Origin of the sequence: Haloferax sp. Atlit-109R, from assembly GCF_003665865.1 — an archaeon.
GTDB classification, from domain to species: Archaea; Halobacteriota; Halobacteria; order Halobacteriales; family Haloferacaceae; genus Haloferax; species Haloferax volcanii.
The window spans coordinates 182,734-208,922 of the sequence record NZ_QPLO01000002.1 but is presented as its reverse complement, the minus strand read 5'-3'; the positions used below and the strand labels follow the sequence as shown (position 1 = coordinate 208,922).

At 67.2% G+C, this 26,189-nt stretch carries 27 protein-coding genes; 12 read left to right on the top strand and 15 right to left on the bottom strand.

Features of this window, described 5'->3' with window-relative positions:
* The first annotated feature begins 3 nt into the window (after positions 1–3).
* The 3 genes from DVK03_RS09695 to DVK03_RS09685 all read left to right on the top strand — a co-directional run bounded on the left by DVK03_RS09695 (position 4) and on the right by DVK03_RS09685 (position 2,215).
* Entirely contained in the window at positions 4–216 is a 213-nt protein-coding gene (locus DVK03_RS09695) for a dodecin (protein ID WP_004062268.1), read from the top strand.
* A gap of 127 nt (positions 217–343) precedes the next feature.
* Complete coding sequence (locus DVK03_RS09690; RefSeq protein WP_115802827.1) at positions 344–1,723, top strand: bifunctional UDP-sugar hydrolase/5'-nucleotidase; 1,380 nt, start codon at positions 344–346, stop codon at positions 1,721–1,723.
* Positions 1,724–1,807: 84 nt separating this feature from the next.
* A complete protein-coding gene (locus DVK03_RS09685; protein WP_004042855.1) occupies positions 1,808–2,215 on the top strand; it encodes a universal stress protein in 408 nt (135 codons plus the stop codon).
* A gap of 104 nt (positions 2,216–2,319) precedes the next feature.
* Here DVK03_RS09685 and DVK03_RS09680 read toward each other — a convergent pair whose 3' ends face one another.
* Positions 2,320–3,468, bottom strand: a complete 1,149-nt coding sequence (locus DVK03_RS09680) for a mechanosensitive ion channel family protein (RefSeq protein WP_115802826.1) — start codon at positions 3,466–3,468, stop codon at positions 2,320–2,322.
* 333 nt (positions 3,469–3,801) lie between these two features.
* On the opposite strand from DVK03_RS09680, the gene trmB reads away from it, so the two are divergent.
* On the top strand, positions 3,802–4,863 hold the full coding sequence (trmB, locus tag DVK03_RS09675; protein ID WP_004062257.1) for an HTH-type sugar sensing transcriptional regulator TrmB: 1,062 nt from the start codon (positions 3,802–3,804) through the stop codon (positions 4,861–4,863).
* Positions 4,864–4,935: 72 nt separating this feature from the next.
* Here trmB and DVK03_RS09670 read toward each other — a convergent pair whose 3' ends face one another.
* The 8 genes from DVK03_RS09670 to DVK03_RS09635 all read right to left on the bottom strand — a co-directional run bounded on the left by DVK03_RS09670 (position 4,936) and on the right by DVK03_RS09635 (position 13,260).
* Positions 4,936–5,736 (bottom strand): hypothetical protein, encoded by an 801-nt coding sequence (locus DVK03_RS09670; protein ID WP_115802825.1) that lies wholly within the window; start codon positions 5,734–5,736, stop codon positions 4,936–4,938.
* Positions 5,737–5,778: 42 nt separating this feature from the next.
* Positions 5,779–6,879, bottom strand: coding sequence for a Gfo/Idh/MocA family protein (locus tag DVK03_RS09665; protein ID WP_004062255.1), 1,101 nt, complete (start codon positions 6,877–6,879; stop codon positions 5,779–5,781).
* A gap of 154 nt (positions 6,880–7,033) precedes the next feature.
* Positions 7,034–7,237: a hypothetical protein gene (locus DVK03_RS09660; RefSeq protein WP_004042869.1), complete on the bottom strand. Its 204-nt coding sequence runs from the start codon at positions 7,235–7,237 to the stop codon at positions 7,034–7,036.
* Between the two features lie 115 nt (positions 7,238–7,352).
* Positions 7,353–8,540, bottom strand: coding sequence for an ABC transporter ATP-binding protein (locus DVK03_RS09655; protein WP_006601508.1), 1,188 nt, complete (start codon positions 8,538–8,540; stop codon positions 7,353–7,355).
* Positions 8,541–8,542: 2 nt separating this feature from the next.
* Complete coding sequence (locus DVK03_RS09650; protein ID WP_004061444.1) at positions 8,543–9,502, bottom strand: carbohydrate ABC transporter permease; 960 nt, start codon at positions 9,500–9,502, stop codon at positions 8,543–8,545.
* Position 9,503: 1 nt separating this feature from the next.
* Positions 9,504–10,451 carry a carbohydrate ABC transporter permease gene (locus DVK03_RS09645; RefSeq protein WP_004061442.1) on the bottom strand — a complete coding sequence of 316 codons (948 nt, stop codon included), beginning with the start codon at positions 10,449–10,451 and terminating at the stop codon, positions 9,504–9,506.
* Positions 10,452–10,577: 126 nt separating this feature from the next.
* Positions 10,578–12,128, bottom strand: coding sequence for a substrate-binding domain-containing protein (locus DVK03_RS09640; protein ID WP_115802824.1), 1,551 nt, complete (start codon positions 12,126–12,128; stop codon positions 10,578–10,580).
* A gap of 154 nt (positions 12,129–12,282) precedes the next feature.
* Positions 12,283–13,260, bottom strand: a complete 978-nt coding sequence (locus tag DVK03_RS09635) for an aldo/keto reductase (RefSeq protein WP_115803312.1) — start codon at positions 13,258–13,260, stop codon at positions 12,283–12,285.
* Between the two features lie 125 nt (positions 13,261–13,385).
* Here DVK03_RS09635 and priS point away from each other — a divergent pair, with 125 nt between their 5' ends.
* From priS to bcp, 3 genes are read left to right on the top strand one after another with little or no spacing between them, the layout of a single operon-like run.
* Positions 13,386–14,543 carry a DNA primase small subunit PriS gene (gene priS, locus DVK03_RS09630; protein ID WP_115802823.1) on the top strand — a complete coding sequence of 386 codons (1,158 nt, stop codon included), beginning with the start codon at positions 13,386–13,388 and terminating at the stop codon, positions 14,541–14,543.
* Positions 14,540–15,535, top strand: coding sequence for a DNA replication protein (locus tag DVK03_RS09625; protein WP_115802822.1), 996 nt, complete (start codon positions 14,540–14,542; stop codon positions 15,533–15,535). The genes priS and DVK03_RS09625 overlap by 4 nt, the downstream gene beginning before the upstream one ends.
* 36 nt (positions 15,536–15,571) lie before the next feature.
* Positions 15,572–16,030 (top strand): thioredoxin-dependent thiol peroxidase, encoded by a 459-nt coding sequence (gene bcp, locus DVK03_RS09620; protein ID WP_115802821.1) that lies wholly within the window; start codon positions 15,572–15,574, stop codon positions 16,028–16,030.
* A gap of 285 nt (positions 16,031–16,315) precedes the next feature.
* Here the strand turns inward: bcp and DVK03_RS09615 are convergent, their stop codons facing one another.
* Positions 16,316–18,580 carry a CDC48 family AAA ATPase gene (locus DVK03_RS09615; RefSeq protein WP_115802820.1) on the bottom strand — a complete coding sequence of 755 codons (2,265 nt, stop codon included), beginning with the start codon at positions 18,578–18,580 and terminating at the stop codon, positions 16,316–16,318.
* Entirely contained in the window at positions 18,581–18,832 is a 252-nt protein-coding gene (locus tag DVK03_RS09610; RefSeq protein ID WP_004042888.1) for an Hsp20/alpha crystallin family protein, read from the bottom strand.
* A gap of 251 nt (positions 18,833–19,083) precedes the next feature.
* Here DVK03_RS09610 and DVK03_RS09605 point away from each other — a divergent pair, with 251 nt between their 5' ends.
* Positions 19,084–19,866 carry an alpha/beta fold hydrolase gene (locus DVK03_RS09605; protein ID WP_004061429.1) on the top strand — a complete coding sequence of 261 codons (783 nt, stop codon included), beginning with the start codon at positions 19,084–19,086 and terminating at the stop codon, positions 19,864–19,866.
* A gap of 43 nt (positions 19,867–19,909) precedes the next feature.
* On the opposite strand, the gene panB is transcribed toward DVK03_RS09605, so the two are convergent.
* Positions 19,910–20,719 (bottom strand): 3-methyl-2-oxobutanoate hydroxymethyltransferase, encoded by an 810-nt coding sequence (gene panB / locus DVK03_RS09600; RefSeq protein WP_115802819.1) that lies wholly within the window; start codon positions 20,717–20,719, stop codon positions 19,910–19,912.
* 140 nt (positions 20,720–20,859) lie between these two features.
* Between panB and DVK03_RS09595 the strand changes: the two genes are divergently transcribed.
* From DVK03_RS09595 to DVK03_RS09585, 3 genes are all read left to right on the top strand, one after another.
* Entirely contained in the window at positions 20,860–21,366 is a 507-nt protein-coding gene (locus tag DVK03_RS09595; protein WP_115802818.1) for a type IV pilin, read from the top strand.
* A gap of 129 nt (positions 21,367–21,495) precedes the next feature.
* Positions 21,496–21,732 carry a DUF5822 domain-containing protein gene (locus tag DVK03_RS09590; RefSeq protein ID WP_006601514.1) on the top strand — a complete coding sequence of 79 codons (237 nt, stop codon included), beginning with the start codon at positions 21,496–21,498 and terminating at the stop codon, positions 21,730–21,732.
* Between the two features lie 114 nt (positions 21,733–21,846).
* Complete coding sequence (locus tag DVK03_RS09585) at positions 21,847–22,695, top strand: translation initiation factor eIF-2B (RefSeq protein WP_115802817.1); 849 nt, start codon at positions 21,847–21,849, stop codon at positions 22,693–22,695.
* A 51-nt stretch (positions 22,696–22,746) separates the two neighbouring features.
* Here DVK03_RS09585 and DVK03_RS09580 read toward each other — a convergent pair whose 3' ends face one another.
* The 3 genes from DVK03_RS09580 to DVK03_RS09570 form a co-directional block, all read right to left on the bottom strand.
* The gene (locus tag DVK03_RS09580) at positions 22,747–23,865 is read right to left on the bottom strand and encodes a Gfo/Idh/MocA family protein (protein WP_115802816.1); all 1,119 of its coding nucleotides are present in this window, start codon (positions 23,863–23,865) and stop codon (positions 22,747–22,749) included.
* A gap of 173 nt (positions 23,866–24,038) precedes the next feature.
* Positions 24,039–25,007 (bottom strand): sugar phosphate isomerase/epimerase, encoded by a 969-nt coding sequence (locus tag DVK03_RS09575; protein WP_008608883.1) that lies wholly within the window; start codon positions 25,005–25,007, stop codon positions 24,039–24,041.
* 107 nt (positions 25,008–25,114) lie between these two features.
* Positions 25,115–25,591, bottom strand: a complete 477-nt coding sequence (locus DVK03_RS09570; RefSeq protein ID WP_004061415.1) for an N-acetyltransferase — start codon at positions 25,589–25,591, stop codon at positions 25,115–25,117.
* A 177-nt stretch (positions 25,592–25,768) separates the two neighbouring features.
* On the opposite strand from DVK03_RS09570, the gene DVK03_RS09565 reads away from it, so the two are divergent.
* Positions 25,769–26,179, top strand: coding sequence for an archease (locus tag DVK03_RS09565; protein WP_115802815.1), 411 nt, complete (start codon positions 25,769–25,771; stop codon positions 26,177–26,179).
* Positions 26,180–26,189 lie beyond the last annotated feature (10 nt).

The following is a 26,189-nucleotide window of genomic DNA, read 5'->3' as shown; positions in this document are numbered from 1 at the left end:
GAGATGGTGTTCAAGAAAATCACCCTCGTCGGTCGGAGTGCAGAGAGTTTCGACGCCGCCGTCGACGACGCGATTAACCGCGCGGAGGAGACGCTCGCGGGCGTCCACTGGGTCGAAGTAAAGGAACTCGGCGTCGAACTCGCGTCCGTCGAGACGCGAGAGTACCAAGCCGAAGTCGAAGTCGCGTTCGAACTCGAAGCGAAAGACGACGAGTAGCGGCGAACTCGCCCGCGTCGAGGCGCTGGCGGCTGCCCCGGTTCGCGCCGGTTCCGCGCCGTCTCACCCGCCCGCGGGTCGTCCCGACGGCTTCTTATCCGCCCGCGCCGCCACATTCGAGAAGCGAATGCCTCGGCTCCTCCACTACTCCGACATCGAGAACGTCTTCGACGACTCCGAGCGCGCCGGCCGCCTCGCGGGCTGTGTCCGCGCCCTCGACGGCGACGACACCCTCGTGGTCGGCTCCGGCGACAACACCGCGCCGGGCGTCCTCTCGCTCGTCGAGCGCGGCGGGCAGGCGCTCGACTTCTACGACGCCGTGGACGCCGACCTCGAAACGTTCGGCAACCACGACTTCGACTACGGGCCGAGCCGGACCCGCGAACTCGTCGCCGCGAGCCGGCCGACGTGGGTCACGAGCAACGTCCGCGGCGAGGACGGCGGTCGGTTCGCCGCCGCCGAGGGGAGCGTCCCGCGAACGACCCGCGAGGTGGACGGGCTGACGCTCGGCTTCTTCGGCGTCACCGACCCCGCGACCGGCACCATCAACCCCGAGGCGACCGACCTCGACTTCGCGGACCCCTACCCGGCCGCCTCGGCCGCGGCCGACGCCCTCAGGGACGACGGCGCGGACCTCGTCGTCGCGCTCTCGCACCTCGGGAGCGGCGACGACGAACTGGTCGCCCGGTGCGACGTGGACCTCGTCCTCGGCGGCCACGTCCACGCCGAGCGCGACGACGTGGTCGACGGCGTGCCAATCGTCCGCCCCGGCGCGAACGGCCACGTCGTCTGGGAGGTCCGCGTCGCCGCCGACCGAATCGAGACGGTCCGTCACCGGACCGCCGAGTACCGGCCCGACGCGGAACTCGTCGCGGCGCTGGAGGGCCGGGTCGACGCCGCCGGACTCGACGAGGTGCTCTGCCGCATCGACCGCCCGATGGACCGCGCCGAGGAGACCGTCGCGGCCGGCGAGTGCCGCGTCGGCAACGCCATCGCCGACGCCTACCGCTGGGCGACCGGCGCGGACGTGGGACTCCAGAACAGCGGCGGCATCCGCTCCGGCCCGCCCGTCGGCCCCGAGATAACCCACGCCGACCTCGTGAGCCTCGTCCCCTTCGAGGAGCACCTCGTCGTCGCCGACGTGACCGGCACGGAGCTCTTAGCGGCGTTCGGAGCCGCCCGCGGTGCCGAGATGGGCTTCGGGGAACCGGACTGGTGGCACGCCCACGTCAGCGGCGCGCGCATCGTCTGGGACGACGACCGAAACGAGGTCGTCGAGGCGTTCGTCGGCGGCGAGCCACTCGACCCGGAGGCGCGCTACACCGTCGCCACGAGCGACTACCTGCTCCACAGCACACAGGAGTTCCCGGCCATCACGCAGGCCCACCGGGGCGGCGAGTTCGAGATTCAACACGACGCGCTGGCGCGCTACGCCCGCGAGGTCGGCTTCGACGCCGCCGTCGGGGGGCGCATCGAGCGCCGGTCGGCCAGCCGCGCCGACGACTGACGGAGACGGAAAGAGCGTGAGCAACGGCGACGCGGCCGTCGGAGAGGGAAAGGTTCACGCACGCCCGGCGAGTGGTCTCGGAGTATGACACGGGTCGTGGTCCCGGTTCGGTACCCGCTCTCGAAGCACTCCCGGGCGACGCTCGAAGAGGCCGTCCGCGTCTCGCGCGAGCGCGACGCCGAGCTGACGGTCCTCCACGTCGACCTCTACCAGTCGAACCGCGGCGTGACGCGGACCGAACTCAAGCGGGCGGTCGAAGCCGAGTTCGGGCCGCTTGTCCGCGCGCGCTACGTCGTCCGTCGGGGATTCCTCGTCGAGGAGACGATTCTCGAAGAGGTCGCCGCCGAGGAGGCCGACATCGTCGTCATCGGGTCGAAACAGGCGAGCCGCTGGCGGCGGATGCTCCGCCGGTTCCTCGACGACCCCGACATCGACGTGTTCCTCCGCGAAAAGCTCGACTGCACGGTCATCACCGTCCGCGCCGACGACTGAGCCGGCGGCGCACGGACCGGTTCGGTTCGAGTTCGGACTCGGATTCGAGTTCGGGTTTCCCCGTTTTCGATGCGACCAGCTTCGACTGCGTTCGCCGTTCCCCGTCAGTTCTCGGCGGTGTCCGCTGACTCCGCGTCCGCCGAGTCCGGGGCGTCGGTCGCGTCGGCCGAATCAGCCGCATCGACCGGGGCTTCGCCGCCCTCCCCGTCGGAGACCGACTGGACGGGCGCTCCCGGAGCCGGCGACGCGGTGGCGTGACGCCGGTTCGCGGCCTCGTCGCCGGTGACGTGGAGGCTCCCGCTGGTCTCGTCGAAGACGAGGTGCGTGTGCGGGTAGGCGAACTCGACGGTCGCGTCGGACTCCTCGACGAGCGTCCAGAGCCGCGTCTGGACCTCCGACTGGATGCGGCCGATTTTGTACGGTTTCAGCGCCCAGTAGCGGAGGCGCAGGAGGACGCCGTTGTCGGCGTAGGAGTTGATGTAGGCGGTCGGCTTCGCCGGGTAGCGGGCGCTCCCGATGCGGATGTCGGGGCCGCCTTCGACCACCGCGTCGCAGTCGCGGGCGGCGCGCTCGACGAGGTCGCGGGCGGCGTCGATGTCGGACTCGTAGGTGACGAGCACGTCGAGCGACAGACGGGTCCGCTCGTCTTCCGCGGAGTAGTTGATGACGTCGCGGTCGCGGATGTTCGAGTTCGACATCACGAGAAAGGTGTTGTCGAGGGTGAATATCTTCGTGTAGCTCAGGGTAATCTCGTCGATGAAGCCCTTCGTGCCGTCGTCGAGTTCTATCATGTCGCCGATTTCGAACGGCTGGTCCGAGAGGACGAACACCCCGTTGATGATGCTCCCGACGATGGGCGCGAGAACGATACCGAGCACCGCCGAAAACACCGTCACCGAGAGGACGATGTCGCCGAGTTCGAGGCCGAGGACGTTCGCGCCGACGCCGACGCCGACGAGGACGATAGAGAGGCGGACGATTCGGAGCACCGTCTGGGCGACGCTCTGCCGGCGGAACTGTCGGGCGACCGGCCGGCCGAGCAGGCGGACGATGTACTTCGAGAGCCCGACCGACAGGGCGACGATGACGAGGGCGACGGCGATGCGCCACCCCGGAAACAGGAAGTAGTCCGGCACGAACGGCGGCGGCGTGAGCGCCGTCGACTGGAGCGGGGCGACCGCGAGGTGGCTCCCCGCAGTCGATACCCCGCCGACCGCGGCCGACGCGTCGGCAACCCCCTCGACTCCGTGCATGGAACCCGCAACGGGGAGCGGCGAAAAAAGGGTTGTTACTCCGGGGGTTCGGTCGCGGTGAACGGCTACGTGTCGGGCCGTCGCAGTATCCGCACGGCCGACGCGACGACCGCCCGCCTCGCCGCGCTTCGTCCCGTTTGTCCCGCTTCGTCCCGCTTCGCCTGATTCGACTCGCTCCGCCCCGCTCCGCTCTGCTCCACCCGTCGCCCTGCCGTCCCGCCGTTCCGCGACGCTCGCCGTCCGCCCTGCCATCAGTTGTGCCACTTGTTTTCGGAATTTCGTGCTACTCGGATTTCAGTAAATGATTTAGGTGATGCCGTACACGTCACGAGCATGGCTGACGAACTGCGGCTCACCATGGAGCGAGTCGGTGAGCGCTTCAACCTCGGCGAGTACGAGATAGACGCGTATCTGGCCGTTCTCGAACACGGACAGTTGACGGCGAGCGAAATCGCGGACCGAACCAGCATCCCCCAGCCGCGGGTGTACGACACGGTCCGAAGCCTGTCGGACCGCGGCCTCGTCGAACTCCGCGAGTCGCGCCCGATGAAAATCGTCGCCGTCGACCCCGACGACGCCTTCGCGAACGTCAAGACCTCGCTGGAGGAACTCATCGAGGAACTGGAGGCGCGCTACACCGCCCCCGCCCGCGACACCGAGGCCGTCTCGCTCGTCAAGTCGCGGTCGACCATCCTCCGCTACATCGAGGAGATTATCGAGGCCGCGGAGTACGAACTCGTGCTCTCGTTGACGCCCGACCTGCTCCGTCGCTTCCGCGACGACCTCGCGGCGGCCATCGACAGCGGCGTCAGCATCGACCTGCTCGTGACGCCCGCCTCCCGCGCGCCCGACCCCGAGGAGTTCAACTACCTCGACGTGGCGACCATCGCCCGCGCCCGCCGCGGCATCACCTCGCCCGTCCTCGCGGTCGCTGACGGCGAGTACTCCATCTACGCGACCCAGGACGCCCTCCGCGACGACCGCGACCGCTACGGCGTCATCTTCAACCGCTCCGCGCTCGGCTTCCTCGTCAGCGGGTTCTTCGGGACCGTCCTCTGGAGCACCGCCGAGACCATCGTCGCCAACGGCAAGCGCCGGCCGTTCCCGCGGCGCTACGCCTCTATCCGCCGGGCCGTCAAGGACATCCGCGAGATAGACGGCGACTTCTACGCCTCCGTCTCCGGCCGCGACATCGAGACGGGCGACCCCATCGTGGTCGAAGGCCGCGTCATCGAGACGGCGTTCGAGGACACGGAGGAGGTCGCGTCGCTCCACATCGAGACCGAGGAGGGCGTCGTCGAGGTCGGCGGGCTGGTCGCCGCGCTCGAAGACGTGGAAGGACAGGAGATTCTGCTCGGCCGCGACGAGGTTCCGAACCGCGACGAAATCGTCTGAACTCGCAGCGTCAGTCACCGCACGCATCGCCGCACGCAGCTTTTCGGGCCCCCTCGCCTCGCCGGCCACCGGCTACTCGTCGGGGAACTCGTAGACCACCGCGCCGCAGTCCGCACAGCCGAGCACCTCGTGGTCCGGCGAGTCGTACAGCCCCGCGGTGCCGCCGCAGCAGTTGCGCGTCGTCGTCTCCTCGACCGGGCCGCCGCAGTCCGGACAGACCTCGACGAACATCCGCATCGGCTCCGTGGCCGCGAGCGCGACCGTCGGGTCGACCCCGCGCTCGACGACCGCGTAGAGGGTCGCCACGTCCGCGATGGCCTGCGGCCGGGAAATCCACACGGACATCGAGGGGCCGTCCAGCGAGATGCCGTCGAACTCGGCGTCGACGGTCGCCTCGAACGGGACCGCGTTGGCGACCGCCTCGGCGAGTTCATCGTCGGTGGTCTTCCGGAGCGTCGCCATCGTCGACTCCCACTCCTCGCGGGCGTCGTCAGTGAGGAACAGCCCGTCTGCTTCTTCGACGAGGACGCCCGCGTTCAGGAGCGCCGACAGCATCGCGTCGGGGTCGACGTCGGCGTCGAGCGACTCCGAGCGGCGGTCCGAGGTCGACCCTTCGCCGCCGTGGTCGAAGACGCCGGCGAGGCCGGCCGCCGCGACCAACCGCGGCGCGAACGAGGGCGTACCGGGGACGACGTAGCCCCGGAGGTACACCGACAGCGCGCCGCCGACGAGGACGACGAGACCGGCGACCGGCGAGAGCACGCTGACCGCGAGACCGACGACGACGACGAGTGCGACGTTGACGGCGGTACACGGGAGACAGCGGTTCTCGCCGGTGTGTTCCGGTCGCCTGAGTGAGTCGATGACGGACATGGTGTGAACAGTGGGGCTGTGAGGGGTGTGCGTCCGCGGTGGTCAGTTCGCCGGGGGCGTCTCGGTCTCGGTCTCGGCCGCGTCGAGGCGGACCGCCTCGCCCGTCTCCGACGAGCGGTAGATGGCGTCGATGACGCGCTGGACGGCGAGACCCTGTTCGACCGTGTTGCGGCCGGGGTGTTCGCCCTCGGCGACGGCCGCGAGGAACGCCTCCTGTTCGGTCTTGTGGGTGTCGTTGTCCTGCGTCTCCACGTCCGTCGTCGAGAGGTGGTTGCCGCCGCCGACGCCGTCCTCGTAGAACTGGAGGTCGTGGCTCGCGCGGTCGAAGCGGACGCCGCCCTCCGTGCCGCGGAGGAAGAACTCGTCGTTGGTCGGGCGGTTCGTCGCCCACGCGACTTCGAGGGAGATGGTCGTCCCCTCGTCGGTGCGGATGAAGGCGCTCGCGGAGTCGTCCACGTCGAAGGCCTCCGGGCCCACGTCCTCGCCCCACATCTCGACGAAGGTGTAGTCGTCGCGGTCACCGAACTCCGAGCGGGTGACGCCGGAGACCTCAACGACCTCGGGGAAGTCGAGGAAGTAGAGCGCGAGGTCGATGGCGTGGACGCCGATGTCGATGAGCGACCCGCCGCCGGCGATTTCCTTCGAGGTGAACCACGACCCGCGCCCGGGGATGCCGCGGCGGCGGACGTAGTTGGCCTCGACGTGGGTCACGTCCCCGAAGCGGCCCTCCTCGTAGTGGTGGCGGACGACCTCGACGGGGTTGGCAAAGCGGTTGTTGAAGCCGACCATGCAGAAGCCGTCGGCGTCTTCGGCCGCCGCGGCGATTCGCTCGGCGGATTCGAGCGAGTGCGCCAGCGGCTTTTCGAGCAGCACGTCGAGGCCGGCGTCGAGCGCGGCGACGGCGTACTCCTCGTGGAAGCGGTTCGGCGTGGTGATGATGACCGCGTCGACTTCCTCGAACAGTTCCGACTTCTCCTCGTAGGTGTTCACGTCGTACTTCTCCGCGAAGCGGCGACGGGCGTCCGCCTGAATGTCGAGGCCGCCGACGAGGGTCGCGCCGAGGTCGACGAGGCGGTCCGCGTGGTGGTGTCCGATGTTGCCGAGGCCGACGATGCCGACCCGGACGGATGATTCGGTACTCATGATTCGATGATTAACTACTGGTGGTGTTAAGTTTCACGTTCTTTGGGCTGATTTGCCAGAATCGACCGCGAGACCCCGGTCAGAGAGCGTTTTCACTGTGACGGGTGGCACGCAATAGAGGCGGGGTGAGGCGAGCAACACGGGTCGAGTCGGGTCAGTAGAGCTGTTCTTCTCGCTCTTTGCGTTCTTCCTCGCGGCGTTTTTCTTCCTTGAGGCGGCGTCGCCCGCGGAGGTACTGCTTGCCCTTCGGGATGAACTTGTTCTTCAGGTCGAGCAGGAACGAGACGATGCCGTAGGCCCAGAAGAAAAACAGGACGGTCATCCCGCCGAGGTAGAACAGGCCGAGTTCGTTGACCATTGTGTGGGTGAGTGTGCTGTGGGTTGGTTCGGTTCGCGTTGTGCGGGCTGTGCGAGTCGGAGGCGGGACGGCGACGAACCCGGGAGCCCCCGGAGCGGGCCGCGTTACGGCCGCGTCAGTCGTCGCTTTCGGCTTCCGTGCCGGGCGCGCCGCTCGTCTGGACGGGCGTCTCGATGCCGTGGCTGATGGCCTCGCCCGTCGCCGTGTCGAAGAGGTGGACGCGCGAGCGGTCGAGGACGACCGTCACGTCTTCGTCCTCCGCGATGTCGGTGTCGGGGGCGACGCTCATCAGCAGTTGGTCGTTGGCGACGCCGCTCGTGTCTTCGAGGTCCGTCTCGGCCGACTCCGAGAGCTTCAGGTAGACGAATATTTCGTCGCCCATCGGTTCGAGCACGTCGGTCACGGCGTCGATGCGGTGGCTCGGGTTCGATACGAGCGACTCCTCGTCGACGAGGTAGACGTCTTCCGGGCGGATGCCCATCGTGACGTCCGTCCCCGGTTCGACGCCGAGGTCCGCGGGGTCGAACTCCACGTCGATGTTGGTCGACGAGAAGCCGTCGGCCGCGACCTCGCCGTCGAGGAAGTTCATCGACGGCGAGCCGATGAAGCCCGCGACGAACAGGTTCGCCGGCTCGTTGTAACAGACGAGCGGCGGGTCGATTTGTTGGAGTTGGCCGGAGTCGATGACGGCGATGCGGTCGGACATCGTCATCGCCTCCGCCTGGTCGTGGGTGACGTAGATGATGGTCGTGTCCAACTCCTTGTGGAGGCGCTGGAGTTCGGTCCGCATGTGGACCCGGAGCTTCGCGTCGAGGTTCGCGAGCGGTTCGTCCATCAGGAAGACGCCGGGGTTCCGGACGATGGCGCGGGCGATGGCGACGCGCTGGCGCTGGCCGCCGGACATCTCGTCGGGCATGCGTTCGAGCATCCCCTGCAACTGGACGATTTCGGCGGCGCGCTCGACGCGGCGCTCGATTTCCTCCTTGTCGTAGTTGCGGAGGCGGAGCCCGAAGGAGATGTTGTCGTAGACGTCCATGTGGGGGAACAGCGCGATGTTCTGGAACACCATCGCCACCCCGCGGTCCTTCGGCGGGAGGTTCGTCACCTCGCGGTCGCCGATGAACACCTTCCCCTCCGAGGGGATGGTCAGCCCCGCTATCATCTCCATGGTCGTCGACTTGCCGCACCCCGACGGACCGACGAGACAGATGAATTCTCCGTCGTCGATGTCGAGGTTCATGTCGTCGACCGCCGTTACGTCGTCGTAGTGCTTGCTTACGTGTTCGAGTGTTACGTCTCCCATGATTACTCCTTCAGCGCTCCTGCGGTCAGTCCACTCACGATGCGTTCCTGTGCGATAATGACAAGAATTGCCACGGGTAAGACCCCCACGATTGAGGCGGCGGCCATCAGGTTGTACGGGGTGTCGAACTGCCCCTGATACTTCAGGATACCCGCGACGATGGGGGCCCACGAGTCGGCCTCGCCGTTGTTCATCAGGAACGAGAAGAAGAACTCGTTGTAGACGCTGATGAACGTGAGGACGCCCGCGGTCGCCACGCCGGGTGCCGAAAGCGGCACGATGACGCGGAACAGCGCGCCCAGTCGGGTCGTTCCCTCCACCCGCGCCGCGTCCTCCAACCCGTCGGGAATCTGCCCGTAGAAGGTCGTGAGGATGAATATCGACAGCGGCAGGAACAGCGCGCTGAACGGGAACACCATCGGTGCCGGCGTGTTGAACAGGTCCGGCGTCGATATCGTCACCATCCCGATGCTAATCGCCGTGTTCCCGGTGAACAGCTCGAAAAGCGGGATGAGGAACGCCGCCGGCGGGAAGTAGCTGATGGCGAGGATGCCGAGCATCAGCACGCCCTTCCCGGGGAAGCGGAGGCGGCCGAAGACGTACCCCGCGAGGCTGGCGATGAGCAACACGAGCACGGTGGTCGTGATGCCCAGCACGAAGCTGTTGAACATGTAGAGGTGGAACGGCACCCGTTCGAACATCGCGATGAACACCTCGGGGTTGAACCCGTTGGGCACGAGCCCCATATTGGCGATGAGGTTGTTCGGCGTGAGCGCGAGCACGAGCAGCCAGTAGAACGGGAACAGCGTCGTGACGAGGAAGAACAGCATCGCGACGTAGAACATCGCGCGGTAGACCCGGTCGGGGTTCTTGATGGCCGAGTCGACCCAGCGGCCGAGCGGCCCGCGCTTCGTCTCGGGGTCGTCGGAGCCGATGCCGGCTCCCGGAGTTTCACTAGCCATCTCAGATTCCCTCGCTGGCGAAGTTCACGATGTACACCGAGACCACGACGGCGATGATGCCCGCGGTGACGAACGCCACGGTCGCGGAGGTCCCGTACAGCGGCGTGTTGAACGTCGTGACGACGAGACACGACAAAGACGGGACCGTCTGACAGCCGGCCATGGTCTGGATGATGCCGTAGACGCGCATCGCGTCGATGGTTCGGAACAGCATCGCCACGAGCACCGTCGGCAGGATGAGCGGGAAGGTGATGAGCTTGAACTGCTGCCAGCGCGACGCGCCGGCGACCTTCGCCACGTCGTACAACGACCGGTCGATGCTCTGCATCCCCGCGAGGATGAGAAGCGCCATGAACGCCGAGGTCTTCCACACGTCGGCCACGATGATGAGGAACAGCGCGTCGGCGGTGTTCCGAAGCGGCGTCGTGCCGATGAGCCCGAGTTGGTTCAACAGCGCCGGGTTCTCGCTCGTGCCGACGAGGAAGCCGATGTTCGGCTGGAACATCAGATACCAAATCATCCCCTGGATGACGATGGGCACGGCCCACGGGATGATGATGGCGACGCGGACCCACCGCCGCCCGCGGAAGTCCTGGTCTAAGATGAGCGCCTGACCGAAGCCGATGAGCGTTTCGAACAGCACGCTGAACACGGTGAAGATGAGCGTCACCGCGAGCGCGCTGGCGTAGATGTTCGTGACGAAGGGGAACTCCGAGGTGAACGTCGGGAGGAACTGCGACGGCAGCGCGTAGTTGCGCGCGCCGGAGAACAGGTCGACGTAGTTCTGCAGTCCGACGAACTCGCCGAGCCGCGCACTCCCGGTCAACTGGTCTGCGAACAGCGACATGCTGAACGTCGAGACCAGCGGGTAGACGGCGATAACCCCCAAGAGGACGAGCGCGGGCGTCAAAAGCAGGTACGCGAACTGCGTCTCGGAAAGCGACTCCATCCAGTTGACGGCCGAGGCGTACGGGCCGCTTCTCCGGGTGTCGGAAAGTGTCTCCCCTGATTGTTGTTCGGTAGCCATGTCAAATGATAACGTGTATGTTTGTTACGTCTCGGTAAAGACGTTGCTCTACGCGTTCTGCTCGATCTGTTCGAGCTGTGATGCGAGGTCGGACATCGCCTGTTCGGGGGATTTCTCCTGGGCGAACGTGGCGTTGACCTCCTGGGCGATGCGGCCGGACTGCTGCGGCCAGACGACGGAGACCGGGCGCGGAATCGCGTTCTCGCCGGCGACCTTCAGGGCGTCGAGGTAGCGGCCGATGATGGGCACCTCGGCGGCCTGGTCGGAGTCGAGAAGCGACGGGCGCGGCGGAATCCAGCCGATGATGCGGAACATATCGAGCTGGAACTGCTCGGTCTGCATCGTCCGAAGCACCTGCACCGCGGCCTGCTTCTGTTCGTCCGAAGAGTTGGGGTTCATCGTCATGTGCCAGCCGCCGAGGGCGGCGACGGGGCCGCCGGTGCCCTCGTACTGGGCCTCGTCGGCGGTGACGCCGTACGGAATCGGCATGACGCCGAGGTCCTCGCCGAAGCCGGTCTGGTCGTTTTCGTCCGAGGGCTCCGCGCCGTTGATGACGATGGAGTACGGCCAGTTGCGGTGCATGACCGCGTTGCCCGTCGTGAAGGGCTGGCGGGACGGGTCTTCGGTCCACTGGAGGACCGCCTCGGGCGAGATACCGCCCGTGATGCCGTCGAGGGCGTACTCGTCGTCCTCGCCGTGAATGAGCGTCCGGACCATCCGAATCGCGTTGATGACCGGCTCTTCTTCGACCGTGATGGGGCGGTCGCCGATGGGGCCGAACAGGTTCTCGCGGCCGCCGAAGTACGCGCCGCCGTACGAGGTCATGAACTCGTTGAAGTCACAGCACGACAGGCCCTCGTAGACGTCCGCCTGGAACGTAAAGCCGTTCTCGATGTCCTCGTTGGCGTCGAGCGCCTCCCGCGTGATTCGCGAGAACTCCTCCCACGACATCGACTCGGTCGCCCACGTCGAGAAGTCGTCGTCGGTGTAGCCGGCGTTTCGAAGCAGGTCCTTTCGGTACTGAATCGTCGGGAAGTCGGGGAACAGCGGCTGTCCGTAGAGGTCGCCGTTCGGCCCCGTCGCCGTCGAGACGCTGGCCTCGAAGTACTCCTCTTCGATGGTCGAGGTCAGTTCCGACGGGAGCGACTGCGAGAGGTTCTGCAGTTGGTTGCGGGCGATGAACGGAATCGTCCACCCGCTGTCCATCATGAGCAGCGTCGGCTCCGAGCGACCGCCGGAGAGCCACTGCTGGTACTGCGCCTGCCGGTTATCCGTCACCTGCGACCCCGCGAGGATGTCGATGGAGATGTTCTCCGGGAGGCCGGCGTCCCGAAGGGCCTGCACGACTTCCGCTTCCGCTTCCGCGACGCGGGTGTCGGCGGCCCACTGAAGCGTGATCTCTTCTGTGGTCTCCTCGGTGTTAATCGGCGTGTCGGTGTCGGCGTCGGTCTCGCCGTTCCCGCCGCCGTTGTCGTCACCGCCACCCGTACTGACGCAGCCAGCCAGCCCGACGGCGACGCCCGATGCGCCGGCCGCCTTCACAAAACTACGTCGAGAGACGCCAGTACGCTTGCCCTTGCGTGAGTCAGCATCAACCATTACAGTCTGTATTCTACAATTAGTGATTATTTATAGTTTTGGTGCTGGCCACTACCGGTGTTGTAGTAAACTACTTGATAATAGTATCTGCGCCCCGAAATTCAATCAATCCAATGATTGTAACAATCGTATATTATGATTGTAGGCTGAAAACTTAGTCCTTTCCCGGCGCGGGCCACCGCGGCGTCTTCGGGGCCTCGATTCGCTCGATATCGTCGTCGCTCAGGGCCACGTCGAGCGCGCCGACGTTCTCTTCGAGGTGGTCGAGTCGCCGCGGGCCGATGATGGGCGCGTCCACGACGGGCTTGTGGAGCAGCCACGCGAGCGACACCTGCGCGGGCGTCGCCCCCTTTTCGTCGGCGATGGCGCGAATCGCGTCGAGGACGGCCCAGTTCTCGTCGGTAAAGCGGTTCGACGTGTACTCGTCCGAGTTCGCGCGCGTGCCCGCCGGCACCTCGGCGTCGCGCTCGTACTTGCCCGTGAGGAAGCCGCCCGCGAGCGGCGACCACGGGACGACGCCGACGCCTTCGCCCTCGCACACCGGAAGCAGGTTCGCCTCCTCGTGGCGGTCGACCGCGTTGTACTCCGGTTGCATGCAGGCGAAGCGTTCGAGGTTCTCCACGTCGGCGGTGTACAGCGCCTTCGTGAACTGGTACGACGACATCGTGGACGCGCCGACGTAGCGGACCAGCCCCTCCTCGACGAGGTGGTCGAGCGCCGACAGCGTCTCCTCGATGGGGACGCCGTCGTCCCAGCGGTGAATCTGGTAGAGGTCGATGTAGTCGGTGCCGAGGCGGTCGAGGCTCGCGTGCGCCTGGTCGATGATGTGCTTGCGCGAGAGCCCCGATTTGTTCGGCCCGTCGCCCATCGGAAAGTAGACTTTCGTCGCGATGGCGAGTTCCTCGCGGTCGCGCTCGGCGATGGCCTCGCCGACGATTTCCTCCGACTCCCCGCGGGAGTAGGCGTTCGCCGTGTCGAGGAAGTTGATACCCGCGTCGAGCGCGCTGTCGAGCAGGTCGAGGCTCGCCTGCCTGTCGTTCATCATCCACTCCGCGCTGGAACCGAAGTTCATACAGCCCAGACAGAGCCGCGAGACTTCGAGTCCGGTGTCGCCGAGGTAGGTGTACTCCATGTCGGTCACACCGGTTCATACACGAACGACAATGATAAGCATACTCACAATACGGTAGTGAGAGAAACGACCACGGAGGCGCGGAGACGTAATCGCTTTACCCACGCCTCCGGAACCCGAGGTGTATGGACGGGCGCACACGCGAGTACCTCGAAGGTCGCTTCGGTGACTACTACCGGAGCACCGACGTTCCGCTCCCGCCCGCGCCGGGCGAGCGAGAGTGGGGCGTCATCCCGTGGTCGGCCGGCGGCACGCGGATGCACCGCCACCAGTCGCTGCTCGACCTCGGGGACCTCTCGGACTACCTCGCCCGCAGCGCCCCTCGACACGTCTACTTCTCGTCGGCCCGGTTTGCGGACCCCGGAGCGGGGTCGATGGACGACAAGGACTGGCGCGAGGCGGACCTCGTCTTCGACATCGACGCGGACCATCTCCCCGGTATCGACCCCGAGACGACGGGCTACGCCGATATGCTCGACGCCGGGAAGGAGGCCCTGTTGGACCTCCTCGACCTCCTCGAAGACGACTTCGACTTCGAGGAGATGCAGGCGGTGTTCTCCGGCGGCCGCGGCTACCACGTCCACGTGCGCGACGAGTCGGTCCGCGGCCTCGACAGCGAGGCCCGCCGCGAAATCGTGGACTACATCCGCGCCATCGACCTCGACTTCGACGCGCTCATCGAGACGCGACAGCACGGAACGACGACCCAGCGCGTCCTCCGAACCGAGGGCGGATGGGGGCGGCGGACCCACCGGCGACTCCTCGACTTCGTGGACGCGCTGTTGGAGATGGAAGAAGACGCCGCGCTCTCGCGGCTGAAGGAACTCGACGGCATCGGCGACGGGCGCGCGAAGACGATTCTCGGCGCGTTCCGCAACAACCCCGACGCCGTCCGCGAGGGCAACGTCGAGGCCGGCGGCCCCGGCGTCAGGACGCTCGTCGAGGCGCTCGCACACGAGACCGTCGAGGACCAGACCTCACCGATAGACGAACCCGTGACGACCGACACGAAGCGGCTGATTCGCCTCCCCAAGAGCCTCCACGGCGGGTCGGGGCTCGTCGTCGAACCGCTCGACCGCGACGAAATCGACGGCTTCGACCCCCTCTCCGATGCGGTCCCGGACCGCTTCCGCGGCCGCGACATCAGCGTGAACGTGACCGACCCCGGCGCGGTCGAGTTCGACGGCGATAGCTTTACACTCGACTCCGGCGTGCAGTCGGTAGACGAGAGCCTCGGCGTGTTTCTCATGACTCGCGGTCGAGCCGAGAAGGTGACAGAATGAACGTGGACGACCTCAGGAGCGTGCTTCGGACGGAGCGACAGAAAGACAGCTTACAGCACCTCCGCGAGTCGTTTTACGAGGACGTCGCGGAGTTCATCGCCGAGCAGAAGGCGACGCGCGAACGGAAGGCCGAACAGCTCGGCACCCACTACTCGCCGGAGATTCGGCGGCTCACGGACGAAATCGAGACGGCCGAGGAGGTCGTCACCTCCATCTACGAGCGCCGCGTCGGCAAGGTCGTCAAGGCCGCGAGCTTCGCGGCCGCGGGGATGACCTCCGAGACGGACGGGCTGACCCGCGAGGAAAAGCGGCTGTTCGACGACCTCGTCGCCCGCATCGAGGAGAACCGCGGGACGGTGCTGTCCGCGCTCGAAGACGTGTCGGCCGCCGACTCCCCGCGGGGAGACGTTGCGGCGACCGACGTGACGACCGCGGAGCCGGACGCGCCCGGGGATTCCGGGGCCGCGATTCCGCCGGACGAACCCGACCCGGAGACCGCGCCGACCGGCCCCGGAACCGACGCCAGCGCTCCCGAGGCCGTCACCGGCGACTCGGCCGCGGGCGACGTGCTCGCGGACGCGATGGGCGGCGGAACCGGCGGCGACGCCTCGAACGCGCAATCGACGCCCCAACCGGACGCCGACCGACCGGCCACCGAGGCCGCCGCGGTCTCCGGTGAGTCCGGGCCTTCGGACTCCGACGCTGCGAACTCCGGCTCTGCGGATTCCGACCCCGCGATTCCCCCGGACGACCCCGACCCGGAGACCGCGGCCCCGCCGGCGGGCGACACCGACACGGTGGAATCGTCCGCGGACGACCCGCTTTCCGGCCTCGCCGACGAGCGCGAGACGGTGCGCATCACCGCCGACGTGGGGACCATCCTCGGCGTCGACGAGCGCGAGTACGACCTCGCCACCGAGGACGTGGTGACGCTCCCGGCGGCCAACGCCGACCCGCTGGTCGAGCGCGGCGCGGCCGAGCGACTCGACTGAGAAAGACCCTTCTTTCCGCCGCCTGAACAGGTGGCCATGCTCGAACCCGGCGACGACGCCCCCGACTTCGAACTGCCCGACCAGCACGGCGACCTCGTTTCACTGTCCGACTTCCGCGGCGAACACGTCGTGGTTTACTTCTACCCGCGCGCCGACACGCCGGGCTGTACCACCGAGGCCTGCGGCTTCCGCGACTCGTGGGACGAGTTCGAAAACCGCGACGCGACGGTCATCGGCATCAGCGACGACCCCGTGTCTGACCTCGATTCGTTCGCCGAGAAGTACGACCTCCCCTTTACGCTCCTGTCGGACGAAGACGGCAGCGTCTCCGCGGCGTACGACTCCTACGGCGAAAAGAACATGTTCGGCAAGACGTTCGACGGCGTGTTCCGCAACTCCTACCTCGTCGGCCCCGACGGGACCGTCGAACGGGTCTACGAGGGCGTCTCGCCCGACGGCCACGCCGACGAAATCCTCGCCGACCTCGACGGCTGAGCGGGCGGCCGGCCACTCCGCGCCCCCTCGCGTCGAACTGACAACTACCGACCGAGTATATTCTTTACAAACGACGGGAGACACACCGCATTTCCGGTGAAATAAACGCAGAACTCGTTGATTATTTCGTATCCCGAGAACCGCGTACCACTACGTAGCAGTTGGGAGTGATATGAACGTGACGGTCGCGCCTCTGAGTCGGGCGGATGGTGGGCGAACAGTCGCCATCGCTCGGTGGCTGGAACGCGTTCGGAAAAATACGTCTGAGCGGGCGTTACGAGGCGCTTACTGGAAGGTGCGACCGACTTCCGTCTCGCGGTCGCGTTCGACCTCGCTCTTCTGGAAGCGCTCTTCGATTTCCTCGTAGCGGCGGCGCACGTCGTCGGTGACGCTCGCGCCGATTTCGTCGAGGGCGTCCTCGAAGTGGTCCATCGTCACGCGGACGTTGCCGACGCTCTCGCCGATTTCCTCTTTCTCGACGCTCCGGATGAACTCGCGGGAGGCGTTCATCGACGCCTCGCGGGCGAGCGCTTCGAGGTCGGCACCGACGTAGCCGTCGGTCTTCGACGCGATTTTATCGAGGTCCACGTCGTCCGCGAGCGGCTTTTCGCGGGTGTGCACGTCGAGGATGGCGCGGCGAGCGTCCTCGTCGGGCACGGGCACGTGGACGTGGCGGTCGAGGCGACCGGGGCGCAGGAGCGCCGAGTCGATGAGGTCCGGCCGGTTGGTCGTCGCGATGACGACCACGTCTTCGAGCGCTTCGAGACCGTCGAGTTCGGTGAGCAGTTGGGAGACGACGCGCTCGGTGACGCCCGAACTCGACGAGTCGCGGCCGCGCTCGGTCGCGATGGAGTCGATTTCGTCGAAGAACACCACCGTCGGGGCGTTCTCGCGGGCCTTCTTGAACACCTCGCGGACGCCCTTTTCGGACTCGCCGACGAACTTGTTCAGGAGTTCGGGGCCCTTGATGGAGATGAAGTTCGACTCCGCCTCGTTGGCGACGGCCTTCGCCAGCAGGGTCTTCCCCGTGCCCGGCGGGCCGTACATCAGGACGCCCTTGGCGGCGTCCATGTCCATCTGCTGGAACACCTCGGGGTATTCGAGGGGCCACTGGATGGTCTCGCGGAGGCGCTCTTTGGTTGGTTCGAGTCCGCCCACGTCCTCCCACGTCACGTCGGGGACCTCGACGAACACCTCGCGGAGCGCGGAGGGTTCGATGCTCTTGAGCGCCTGCTTGAAGTCGTCTTCCGTGACTTTGAGGCCTTCGAGCACCTCGGCGTCTATCTCCTCGGCGTCGAGGTCGAGCTGCGGGCGGATGCGCCGCAGGGCGTGCATCGCCGACTCCTTGGCCAGCGATTCGAGGTCGGCCCCGACGAAGCCGTGGGTGCTGTCGGCGTAGGCGTTGAGGTCCACGTCGTCGGTCAGCGGCATGTTCCGCGTGTGGACCTGCATGATTTCCTTGCGGCCGTCGCGGTCCGGGACGCCGATTTCGATTTCGCGGTCGAAGCGGCCGCCGCGGCGGAGCGCGTTGTCGATGGCGTCCACGCGGTTCGTCGCGCCGATGACGACGACCTCGCCGCGCTCGTCGAGGCCGTCCATGAGCGACAGCAGCTGGGCGACGACGCGGCGCTCCACGTCACCGCCGGCCTCGCTGCGCTTGGGCGCGATGGAGTCTATCTCGTCGATGAAGACGATGGCGGGCGAGTTCTCCGTCGCCTCCTCGAAGATTTCCCGGAGCTGCTCTTCGGACTCCCCGTAGTACTTCGACATAATCTCCGGGCCGGAGATGGTGTGGAACGAGGCGTCGATTTCGTTGGCGACGGCCTTGGCGATGAGGGTCTTCCCCGTGCCCGGCGGGCCGTGGAGGAGCACGCCTTTCGGCGGCTCGATGCCGAGGCGCTTGAACAGTTCGGGGTGGCGCATCGGGAGCTCTATCATCTCCCGGACCTGTTCGAGCTCCTTGTCGAGGCCGCCGATGTCCTCGTAGGTGACGGAAGGGCCGCCGTCGTCGCCCGGCGCGGACTCCGAAATCTGCTCGGCGGGCTTCTGGCTCACCTGGAACTCGGTGTTGTCGGTGACGACGACGGTCCCGTCGGGGTCCGTCGACGCGATTTTGATGGGGACCGACTGGTTCGACGCGCTCATGAAGCCGAAGCCGAGCGGGAGCTGGACGCTGTGGCCCTGTGCGACCGGCTGGCCCGAGAGCTTGTCGCGGATGTAGGTCCCGATGTTGCCGCCGATGCGGAGGTTCTGCGGGAGCGCGATGGTGACGCGCTGTGCGGGCTTCACGTCCGCTTTCTCCACGTCCACGCGCTCGTCGATGCCGACGCCGGCCTGCTGGCGGAGGCGGCCGTCGATGCGGATGATTCCCGTCCCCTGGTCTTCGGGGTAGCCGGGCCAGACGCGGGCGATGGCGGTCCCGTCGTTCGGACCGTCGATGCGGATGAAATCCCCGCCTTCGAGGTCGAGTTCCGCGGCCGCGGCTCGGTCGATGGCGGCGAGCCCGCGGCCGGCGTCCTTCTGTTTGAGGGGTTTGACGATGAGTTTCATTTACTTGGTGAGGGTGATGGTGAGCACGCCGTTTCGAACCGCCACGTCGGCGTCGCCGCCGGCGGGGAGTTCGAACTCAGTCTCGGTCACGCGGTCGCCGGTGTCGGCCACGACGATGGCGGTCGACCCGACGATGTCCACGTCGACCTCGTCTTCCGAGAGACCCACGTCGGCCGCGATGACCCAGCTGTCTTCGTATTCGTACCGGCGAATGAACCGCTCGTTCCCGCCGGCGAACTGTTGCATGCTCATGGTAAGTCTAACCCAAGGTTAGCGTTTTGAATATATAAGTCTTTCTCCGACGAATCGGGTGACGACACCGATATGCCGCATTTCGGTTGAATTGCGGTTCACAGTCGCCACGCCTCACCGAGTAGTTCGCGGCGGAGTAACGTCAAACTAGTGGCCTCGGCAGCGGGCCGCCCGGTCGACCGACTCGCTCCGCCGCCGAAACTCGGTGCCGGCGTGGGGGTTTATTGGCTCGCGGCGACCAGTTTCGAGGTATGGAGACGGCTTCGGTGGACCACCACGGACGGGAGACAGCCTATCGACACCGCGACGCGGGGGGCGAGGGACCGACGCTCCTCTGCGTCCACGGCAGCGGCGGCGCACACGGCGTCTGGCGCGGCCAGTTCCGCCTCGCGAGCGACTACCCGGTCGCCGCACTGGACCTGAGCGGCCACGGCGACAGCGACGACGTAGACGCCGACGCCGGCTACGAGACGCTGTCGGCCTACGTCGACGACGTGGTCGCCGTGGCCGAGGAGACCGACGCGAGCGTCCTCGTCGGCAACTCGCTCGGCGGCGCGGTCGCGCTGACGCTCGCGCTCGAACGCGACCTCGACCTCGACGCGCTCGTCCTCGCGGGCACGGGCGCGAAACTCGCCGTGCTCTCGGACCTGTTGGACTGGCTCGAAAACGACTTCGACCGCGCCGTCTCCTTCCTCCACGGCGAGGACAAACTGTTCCACGCCGACGACGAGCGCCTCGTCGAGGGCTCCAAAGAAGCGATGTACGACGCCGGACAGGCGGTCACCCGCCGCGACTTCCTGTCGTGTCACACGTTCGACGTGCGCGACGAAGTGAGCGAGATTTCGGTGCCGACGCTCGCGCTCGTCGGCGAGTACGACCGCCTGACGCCGCCGTCGTACCACGAGTACCTCGCGGAGACGATGCCCGACGGCGAACTCGGGACCGTCGAAGACGCCGCGCACCTCGCGATGCTCGAACGGCCGGCGGCGTTCAACGAGGCCGTGAAGTCGTTCCTCGACCGCCGCGTGGCGTAAGTCGTCGCAACCGGGCGCGAGCGCGGGTCTCGGGGTCGCGCGCTCAGTACAGTTCGTCGAGGTCGTCTTCGACGTGGCTGTGTTCGTCCGCCGGGAACTCGCCGGCCTCGACGGCGTCCCGGTACGCGCCGACCGCCTTCTCCATCTCCGATTTCACGTCGCCGAACTGCGCCGCGAAGGGCGGGGTGCGGTCGCTCATGCCGACCACGTCGTCGACGACGAGCACCTGCCCGTCGCAGTCGGGGCCCGCGCCGATGCCGATTGTCGGGATGTCGATGGCCTCTGTGACCTGTTTCGCGAGGTTCGCCGGGACGTGTTCGAGGACGAGCGAGAACGCGCCCGCCTCGGCGTGGGCCTTCGCGAGGTCGAGAATCTCCTGTGCGTCGTCGCGGTCGGTGCCCTGCCTGCCGTAGCCGACCTCCTTGACGCGCTGGGGCGTCAGCCCGAGGTGGGCCATCACGGGGACGCCGAGTCGGACGAGGCGTTCGGTCAACTCGACGGTGTGGGGACCGCACTCCAGTTTGACCGCGTCGGCGTCGGCCTCCTTGAGCATCCGGCCGCAGTGTTCGACGCTCGACGCCTCGTCCACGCCGACCGAGAGGAAGGGCATATCAGCGACGACGAGGGCGTCGTCGGTCGCGCGCGCCACCGCGGCGGTTCGGCTCGCCACGTCCTCGACGGTCACCGGGAGCGTCGAGTCGTAGCCGAGCGCCGTGTTACCCATGCTGTCGCCGACGAGGACGATGTCGATGCCAGCTTCGTCGACGACGCCCGCGGTCGGCGCGTCGTACGCCGTGAGCATCGTGATGGGCTCGCTACCAGCCTTCGCCCGAATGGACCGTACCGTGACCATGCGTGCCGTTCGCGCGTCCGGGTTATCAGCGTCACCCTTGCGCGCCGCCGACCGCGAGTCGCCGGGAGTCGCGGCGGTCCGCGCCGACCTGCGATTGAAGTAACACTTTACTTAGGAGGGCGCGCCTGTCCGAACGACGCATGCCCGCTTTAGCACCCTCCGAGCGCCGCTCGTCCCGCGGCATCTCCCCGGTCGTCGGCGTCTCGCTTCTCGTCGTCATCGTCGTCCTCCTCGCCGCGATGGTCGGGATGATGGTGATGGGGTTCGAAGACGTGCTCTCCGAGCCGCAACCGCAGGTGTCGTTCGACGTGGACTACCACCCCGACGGCGTCGACAACGGCGCGAACGGCGCGTACATCAACATCACCCACGAGTTCGGGAGCATCGAAGACGGCAGTCAGGTGTTCGTCGTCGACGACGCCAACAACCGCATCGCGTGGGAGGACGTGTGGACCGGCGACGAGGAGGTCGGTCCCGCCGGCGAGTACGCCCACATCGACGGTGCCGGCTCCGACAGCGCGCTCCGGCCCATCTGCGAGGCGGGCCAGCGCTACCGCGTCGTCATCGAACACGAAGGCGGGTCGTCGAGCGTCCTCGTCGACTACGAGATTCCGACCGAGCCGACCGCGACGAACGCCGCCTGCTGAGCGCCCGGGGTCGCGAGTCGGGCGCGCGCCGCGAGCGCGAACCGGCACGCATTAGCCGTCGCCGTGATACTGCTACCCGTGCAACCAGTCGAGCGCTCGAATCCGGACGGCGTCGATTACGGGTGGGTCATGCAGATGACGTTCGTCACGACGATTCTCGTCGGCTCGCCCATCGTCGCGGTCCTCTCGATTAACGCCGGCCTCCAGACGTGGGGCGCGCGAGCCGAGTTCGCGGTTCGCGTCGGCGCAGTTATCTGGTTCCTGACCGCCGTCGCCCTGTTCGTCTACGCCAAGCGGACCAACGCGGGCGACGGCGGGACGCCCCCCGAAGCGGAGTTGGACACCGACATCGACGCGGAAGACTGAGGCCGAGCAGCGGGCGACTGCGGGCAAACGCGGGGGCGCGCCCACGGTGGCGACGGCGACCGCGGCGGCGCTCGCTCCCGGAAACTCTTTCACACGATACGGCGACGTTCTCGTATGATAGACGAGACCATCGAGGAGATTCGCGAGATGCAGACGCACAGCTCCTCGGTCGTCGCCGTCAAGGCCACGCGGGCGCTCGCGGAACTGACCGAGCGCGACTACGCGACCGTCGAGGAGTTCGAACGCGACCTCGAACGCAACGTCGGCGCGCTCAAGCGGGCGAACCCGTCGCACGCGTCGCTGTACAACGCCCTCCAGGACGTGCTTCACAGCGTCCAAGGCGAGGCGGACGACCTCGACGAGGTGCGGGAGCTCACCCTGTCGACCATCGACCGCGTGGTCGAGACCGTCGAGACGGGCAAGCGCCACGCGGCCCAACAGGCGGCCGCGACCATCGAAGACGGCCAGACGTTCCTCACCCACGACTACTCCTCGACGGTCATGGAGGCCGTCGAACTCGCCGTCGCCGACGGCGCGGAGCTCACCGCCTACGTGACGGAGGCCCGCCCGCGCTTCCTCGGCCGGAAGTTCGCGCGCGAACTCGCCGCCATCGACGACGTCGAGCCGCACCTGATGGTCGACGGCGCGTCCGGGATGTTCCTCCCGAGGTGCGACCGCGTCATCATCGGCATGGACTGCATCGTCGAGGAGACGCTCTACAACCGCATCGGGACGTTCCCGCTCGTCGCCGCCGCCAACGAGGTCGGCGTGCCGGTCACGGTCGTCGGTTCGGGCGCGAAAGTCGTCGACGGCGGCTTCCGCTTCGAAAACGAGATTCGCTCGCCCAGCGAGGTCATGCTCGAACCCGTCGAGGGCATCGAACTGGAGAACCCCGCCTACGACGCCACGCCGGTCGACCTCATCGACGAGGTCATCACCGACGAGGGCGTCATCGAGTTCTGAGCGGGCGGCGCGTCGCCCGCGGCCCGATTCGACTTCTCGCCGTTCGACCCGTCAGCCGAGGCTGACCCACTCGCCGGCCGCGTCGGAGCGCTCGATGGCGTCGAGAATCGACTGGACCTCGTAGCCGTCCTCGAACGACGGCGAGAAGTCGCCGCCGCCGGCGACCGCCGACAGGAACTCGTAGTTCTCGTGGACGAACGTGTGTTCCCAGCCGAGGACGTGGCCCGGCGGCCACCAGTGGTCGAGGTAGGGGTCGTCCTCGTCGGTGACGAGCACCGTCTCGTAGCCGCGGGCGTCGCCGGTTTTCACCTCCAGTTCGTTGAGGCGTTCGAGCGAGAACTGAAGGCTGCCCTCGGAGCCGTGAATCTCGATGGTGTGGTCGTTCTTGTGGCCGTCTGCGAAGCGCGAGGCCTCGAAGCTCCCGACCGCGCCGTTTTCGAACTCGGCCTGCGCGGTGTAGGCGTCGTCGACGGTGACGGGCCGGTACTCGTCCTCGCCGGGGACGGGCCGCTCGTCGACGAACGTCTGGAGATGCCCCGAGATGCGGTCGATGTCGCCGGCGCGGTCACCGACGAGGAACCGAACGAGGTCGATGGTGTGCGCGCCGAGGTCACCGAGCGCGCCGGAGCCGGCGGCGTCTTCGTCCATGCGCCACGTCCACGGCGCGTCGGCGTCGACGAGCCAATCCTGCAAGTAGCGCCCGCGAACGTGTCGAATCTCGCCGAGTTCGCCGCTCTCGATGAGTCGCTTGGCGTACCGGATGGCGGGCACGAAGCGGTAGTTGAACGCACAGCCGGCGACGCCGTCGGCCGCGTGGGCGGCGTCGCGCATCGCCTCGGCCTCGTCGAGCGTCGGCGCGAGCGGCTTCTCGCAGAAGACGCTGGCACCGGCTTCGAGCGCGGCGATGGAGGGTTCGGCGTGGAGGTGGTTCGGGCCGAGGTTGTAGAACACGTCCACGTCGTCGACCACGTCGCGCCAGTCGGTCGCGGTCGATTCGAAGCCGAAGCGCTCCGCCGCGTCGGAAAGCGCCTCCTCGTCGCGGCCGACGATGACGGAGCGCTCCACGTCGGGCGCGTCGGGGAAGAACATCGGCAGGCGGGCGAGCGCGTTGGAGTGCGCCTTCCCCATGAAGCGGTAGCCGAGGACGCCGACGGTGAGTGGTTCAGTCATTGTGCCACCTCCGTGACCGATGCAGTACCGCGAGCGAGGCCGGAGGCCGAGTCTCGCGGCGTTTTTTGGTCCAGATTTTTGCGGTGAGTGGGTTGCGAAGCGGCCCCGAACCGGAAAAAGGTGGGCCTGAATCGGTAGCCGAGGACGCCGACGGAAAGTTTGTCAGTCATGAATTACTCCGCCCAGTAGGCGTCGCCGGGTTGCGTCTCGAAGACGGCGCGCGAGAGCACGTCGACGGCCTTTTCGAGTCCCTCCGTGGACGACGTGAGCGCGTCCTCGTGTTCGATGGAGAGCGCGCCCTCGTAGCCGACCATCCGAAGCGTCGAGACAACGTCCTTCCAGTGGCCCTCGTCGTGGCCGTAGCCGATAGAGCGGAACAGCCACGAGCGGTCGGCGGTGTCCGCGTAGGAGGTCGTGTCGAGGACGCCCTTGATTCGGGACTCGGACTCGTACACCTTCGTGTCCTTCGCGTGGAAGTGGTGGATGGCGTCCGCCTCGCCGAGGAACCGAATCGCGTCGGTGATGGAGATGTCCTGCCAGTAGAGGTGCGAGGGGTCGAAGTTCGCGCCGATGCGGTCGTTGGTCGCCTCGCGGAGCTTCAGCATCCCCGTCGGCTCGTAGACGAGCATGTTCGGGTGCATCTCGATGGCGATGTCGACGCCGTGGTCGTCCGCGAACGCGGCGAGGTCGGACCAGTAGTCGACGGCGACCTCCCACTGGTAGTCGTGGGCGTCGGCGTGCTCGGTCGGCCACGGCGCGGTAATCCAGTTCGGCACCTCGTCGTTCGGGCCGCCGGCGGGGAGTCCCGAGAAACAGGTGACGGTGTTCGCGTCGAGGGCGTCCGCGAGTTCGATTGCCTCGCGGAGTTCGGTGTCGGCCTCGGCGGCCGTCTCCTCGACGGGATGCAGCGGGTTGTTGTGCGTCGCGAGCGCGCTGATTTGCAGGTCCCGGCTCTCGACCGAATCGAGGAGGTCGGCCTGCGCGTCGTCGTCCGCGAGGACGGCGCTCCGGTCGACGTGATCCTCGCCGGGCCAGCCGCCGACGGCGAGTTCGACGCCGTCGACGCCGATGCCCGACAGATAGTCGAGCGCGTCGTCGAGGGGTTCGTCTCCGAGCGGGACGGTGAGCACTCCGATGTACATATCAACCACATATACTAGGAAGTGAATAAAAATTAAGGATACGCGCAAGGGGAGCGAGGAGGGCGCTGGCGCTCTCGAATCGGCGTCGAACGCGACGGTGTCGGTCGTTACCGGCGGAGGAACTCCGAGAGCTTCTCTCTGAGGCCTGCTTCCTCGCCGAGTCGGAGGTAGAACGCGGCCCCGCCGTCCTCGTAGTAGTTCTCGATGCGGCGGCGGACCTCGAAGCCCATCCGCTCGTAGAAATCGAGGGCGTTCGTGTTCGTCGTCCGGGCGTGGCAGGTCACGACCGGATGTTCGTCCGCGACCTCGGCGACGAGGCGCTTGCCGTAGCCCTCGCCGCGGGCGTCGGGCGAGACCGCCAGAAAGAGGATGTAGCCGTCGCGCCGCGTGGAGGCGAACGCGACGAGCGCGTCGTTCTCGTAGAGGAGATACGTGTTCGACCGCCGGTAGGCGTCCATGAAAAAGCCCCGTCGCTGCTTGAGGAGGCCCTCCTCGACCCGAATCCGCTCTTTCAGGTCCCAGGCCGCCTCGGCGTACTCGCGCTGGCCGGGGGCGTCGACCCGCATCTCCACGTTGACGCTCACGTCCCGTCGTAGCCGGAGCGAGAATATAACTCCACCGTCCGTCAGAACGCGTGGTTGAGGCCGCCGCCGTCAGATTGGATAGTCGTTCGACACGAATCGCCCGCGGACGACGGGGTTCGAGGCGCGCGCTCGCCGCCGACCGAAAGGACGAGGGTCGGCCGCGTCCGTCCCTTCGGTATGGGATTCACGCTCCGCGACCACACCGCCGACGTGGCCGTCGCGGCCGACGGCGAGAGCCTCGGTGCCGTCTTCGCCGCCGTCGCCGACGGACTCACCGCCGCCATGTGCGACGACCCCGCCGAGACGGGCGACCGATTTTCGTTCACCGTCCGCGCGGAGGGCCGCGAGGCGTTGTTGTTCGACTACCTCGACCAACTCATCTACGAGCGCGACGTGCGGGGCGTCCTCCCCGCGGCCCACGAGGCGACCGTCCGGCGGGAGGGCGACGAGTGGGTCGTCGAGGCGTCCGCGCGGGGCGTCCCCTTCTCCGACGTGGACGCCCGCGACGTGAAAGCAGTCACCTACTCCGAGATGCGACTGGAAGCGACCGACGCCGGCTGGGAGGCGTACGTCGTCTTCGACGTGTGAGCTGTCGGCT

Excerpts from the sequence above, each read along its gene's own strand:
- DVK03_RS09655 (WP_006601508.1), bottom strand. The coding sequence starts at position 8,540 with ATGGGAGACGTAACACTCGAACACGTAAGCAAGCACTACGACGACGTA.
- DVK03_RS09640 (WP_115802824.1), bottom strand. The coding sequence starts at position 12,128 with ATGGTTGATGCTGACTCACGCAAGGGCAAGCGTACTGGCGTCTCTCGA.
- DVK03_RS09595 (WP_115802818.1), top strand. The coding sequence starts at position 20,860 with ATGCCCGCTTTAGCACCCTCCGAGCGCCGCTCGTCCCGCGGCATCTCC.
- DVK03_RS09645 (WP_004061442.1), bottom strand. The coding sequence starts at position 10,451 with ATGGAGTCGCTTTCCGAGACGCAGTTCGCGTACCTGCTTTTGACGCCC.
- trmB (WP_004062257.1), top strand. The coding sequence starts at position 3,802 with ATGGCTGACGAACTGCGGCTCACCATGGAGCGAGTCGGTGAGCGCTTC.
- DVK03_RS09580 (WP_115802816.1), bottom strand. The coding sequence starts at position 23,865 with ATGACTGAACCACTCACCGTCGGCGTCCTCGGCTACCGCTTCATGGGG.
- DVK03_RS09690 (WP_115802827.1), top strand. The coding sequence starts at position 344 with ATGCCTCGGCTCCTCCACTACTCCGACATCGAGAACGTCTTCGACGAC.
- DVK03_RS09615 (WP_115802820.1), bottom strand. The coding sequence starts at position 18,580 with ATGAAACTCATCGTCAAACCCCTCAAACAGAAGGACGCCGGCCGCGGG.
- priS (WP_115802823.1), top strand. The coding sequence starts at position 13,386 with ATGGACGGGCGCACACGCGAGTACCTCGAAGGTCGCTTCGGTGACTAC.
- DVK03_RS09575 (WP_008608883.1), bottom strand. The coding sequence starts at position 25,007 with ATGTACATCGGAGTGCTCACCGTCCCGCTCGGAGACGAACCCCTCGAC.
- panB (WP_115802819.1), bottom strand. The coding sequence starts at position 20,719 with ATGGTCACGGTACGGTCCATTCGGGCGAAGGCTGGTAGCGAGCCCATC.
- DVK03_RS09605 (WP_004061429.1), top strand. The coding sequence starts at position 19,084 with ATGGAGACGGCTTCGGTGGACCACCACGGACGGGAGACAGCCTATCGA.
- DVK03_RS09635 (WP_115803312.1), bottom strand. The coding sequence starts at position 13,260 with ATGGAGTACACCTACCTCGGCGACACCGGACTCGAAGTCTCGCGGCTC.
- DVK03_RS09695 (WP_004062268.1), top strand. The coding sequence starts at position 4 with ATGGTGTTCAAGAAAATCACCCTCGTCGGTCGGAGTGCAGAGAGTTTC.
- DVK03_RS09660 (WP_004042869.1), bottom strand. The coding sequence starts at position 7,237 with ATGGTCAACGAACTCGGCCTGTTCTACCTCGGCGGGATGACCGTCCTG.
- DVK03_RS09650 (WP_004061444.1), bottom strand. The coding sequence starts at position 9,502 with ATGGCTAGTGAAACTCCGGGAGCCGGCATCGGCTCCGACGACCCCGAG.
- bcp (WP_115802821.1), top strand. The coding sequence starts at position 15,572 with ATGCTCGAACCCGGCGACGACGCCCCCGACTTCGAACTGCCCGACCAG.
- DVK03_RS09665 (WP_004062255.1), bottom strand. The coding sequence starts at position 6,879 with ATGAGTACCGAATCATCCGTCCGGGTCGGCATCGTCGGCCTCGGCAAC.
- DVK03_RS09590 (WP_006601514.1), top strand. The coding sequence starts at position 21,496 with ATGCAGATGACGTTCGTCACGACGATTCTCGTCGGCTCGCCCATCGTC.
- DVK03_RS09625 (WP_115802822.1), top strand. The coding sequence starts at position 14,540 with ATGAACGTGGACGACCTCAGGAGCGTGCTTCGGACGGAGCGACAGAAA.
- DVK03_RS09680 (WP_115802826.1), bottom strand. The coding sequence starts at position 3,468 with ATGCACGGAGTCGAGGGGGTTGCCGACGCGTCGGCCGCGGTCGGCGGG.
- DVK03_RS09610 (WP_004042888.1), bottom strand. The coding sequence starts at position 18,832 with ATGAGCATGCAACAGTTCGCCGGCGGGAACGAGCGGTTCATTCGCCGG.
- DVK03_RS09685 (WP_004042855.1), top strand. The coding sequence starts at position 1,808 with ATGACACGGGTCGTGGTCCCGGTTCGGTACCCGCTCTCGAAGCACTCC.
- DVK03_RS09565 (WP_115802815.1), top strand. The coding sequence starts at position 25,769 with ATGGGATTCACGCTCCGCGACCACACCGCCGACGTGGCCGTCGCGGCC.
- DVK03_RS09585 (WP_115802817.1), top strand. The coding sequence starts at position 21,847 with ATGATAGACGAGACCATCGAGGAGATTCGCGAGATGCAGACGCACAGC.
- DVK03_RS09670 (WP_115802825.1), bottom strand. The coding sequence starts at position 5,736 with ATGTCCGTCATCGACTCACTCAGGCGACCGGAACACACCGGCGAGAAC.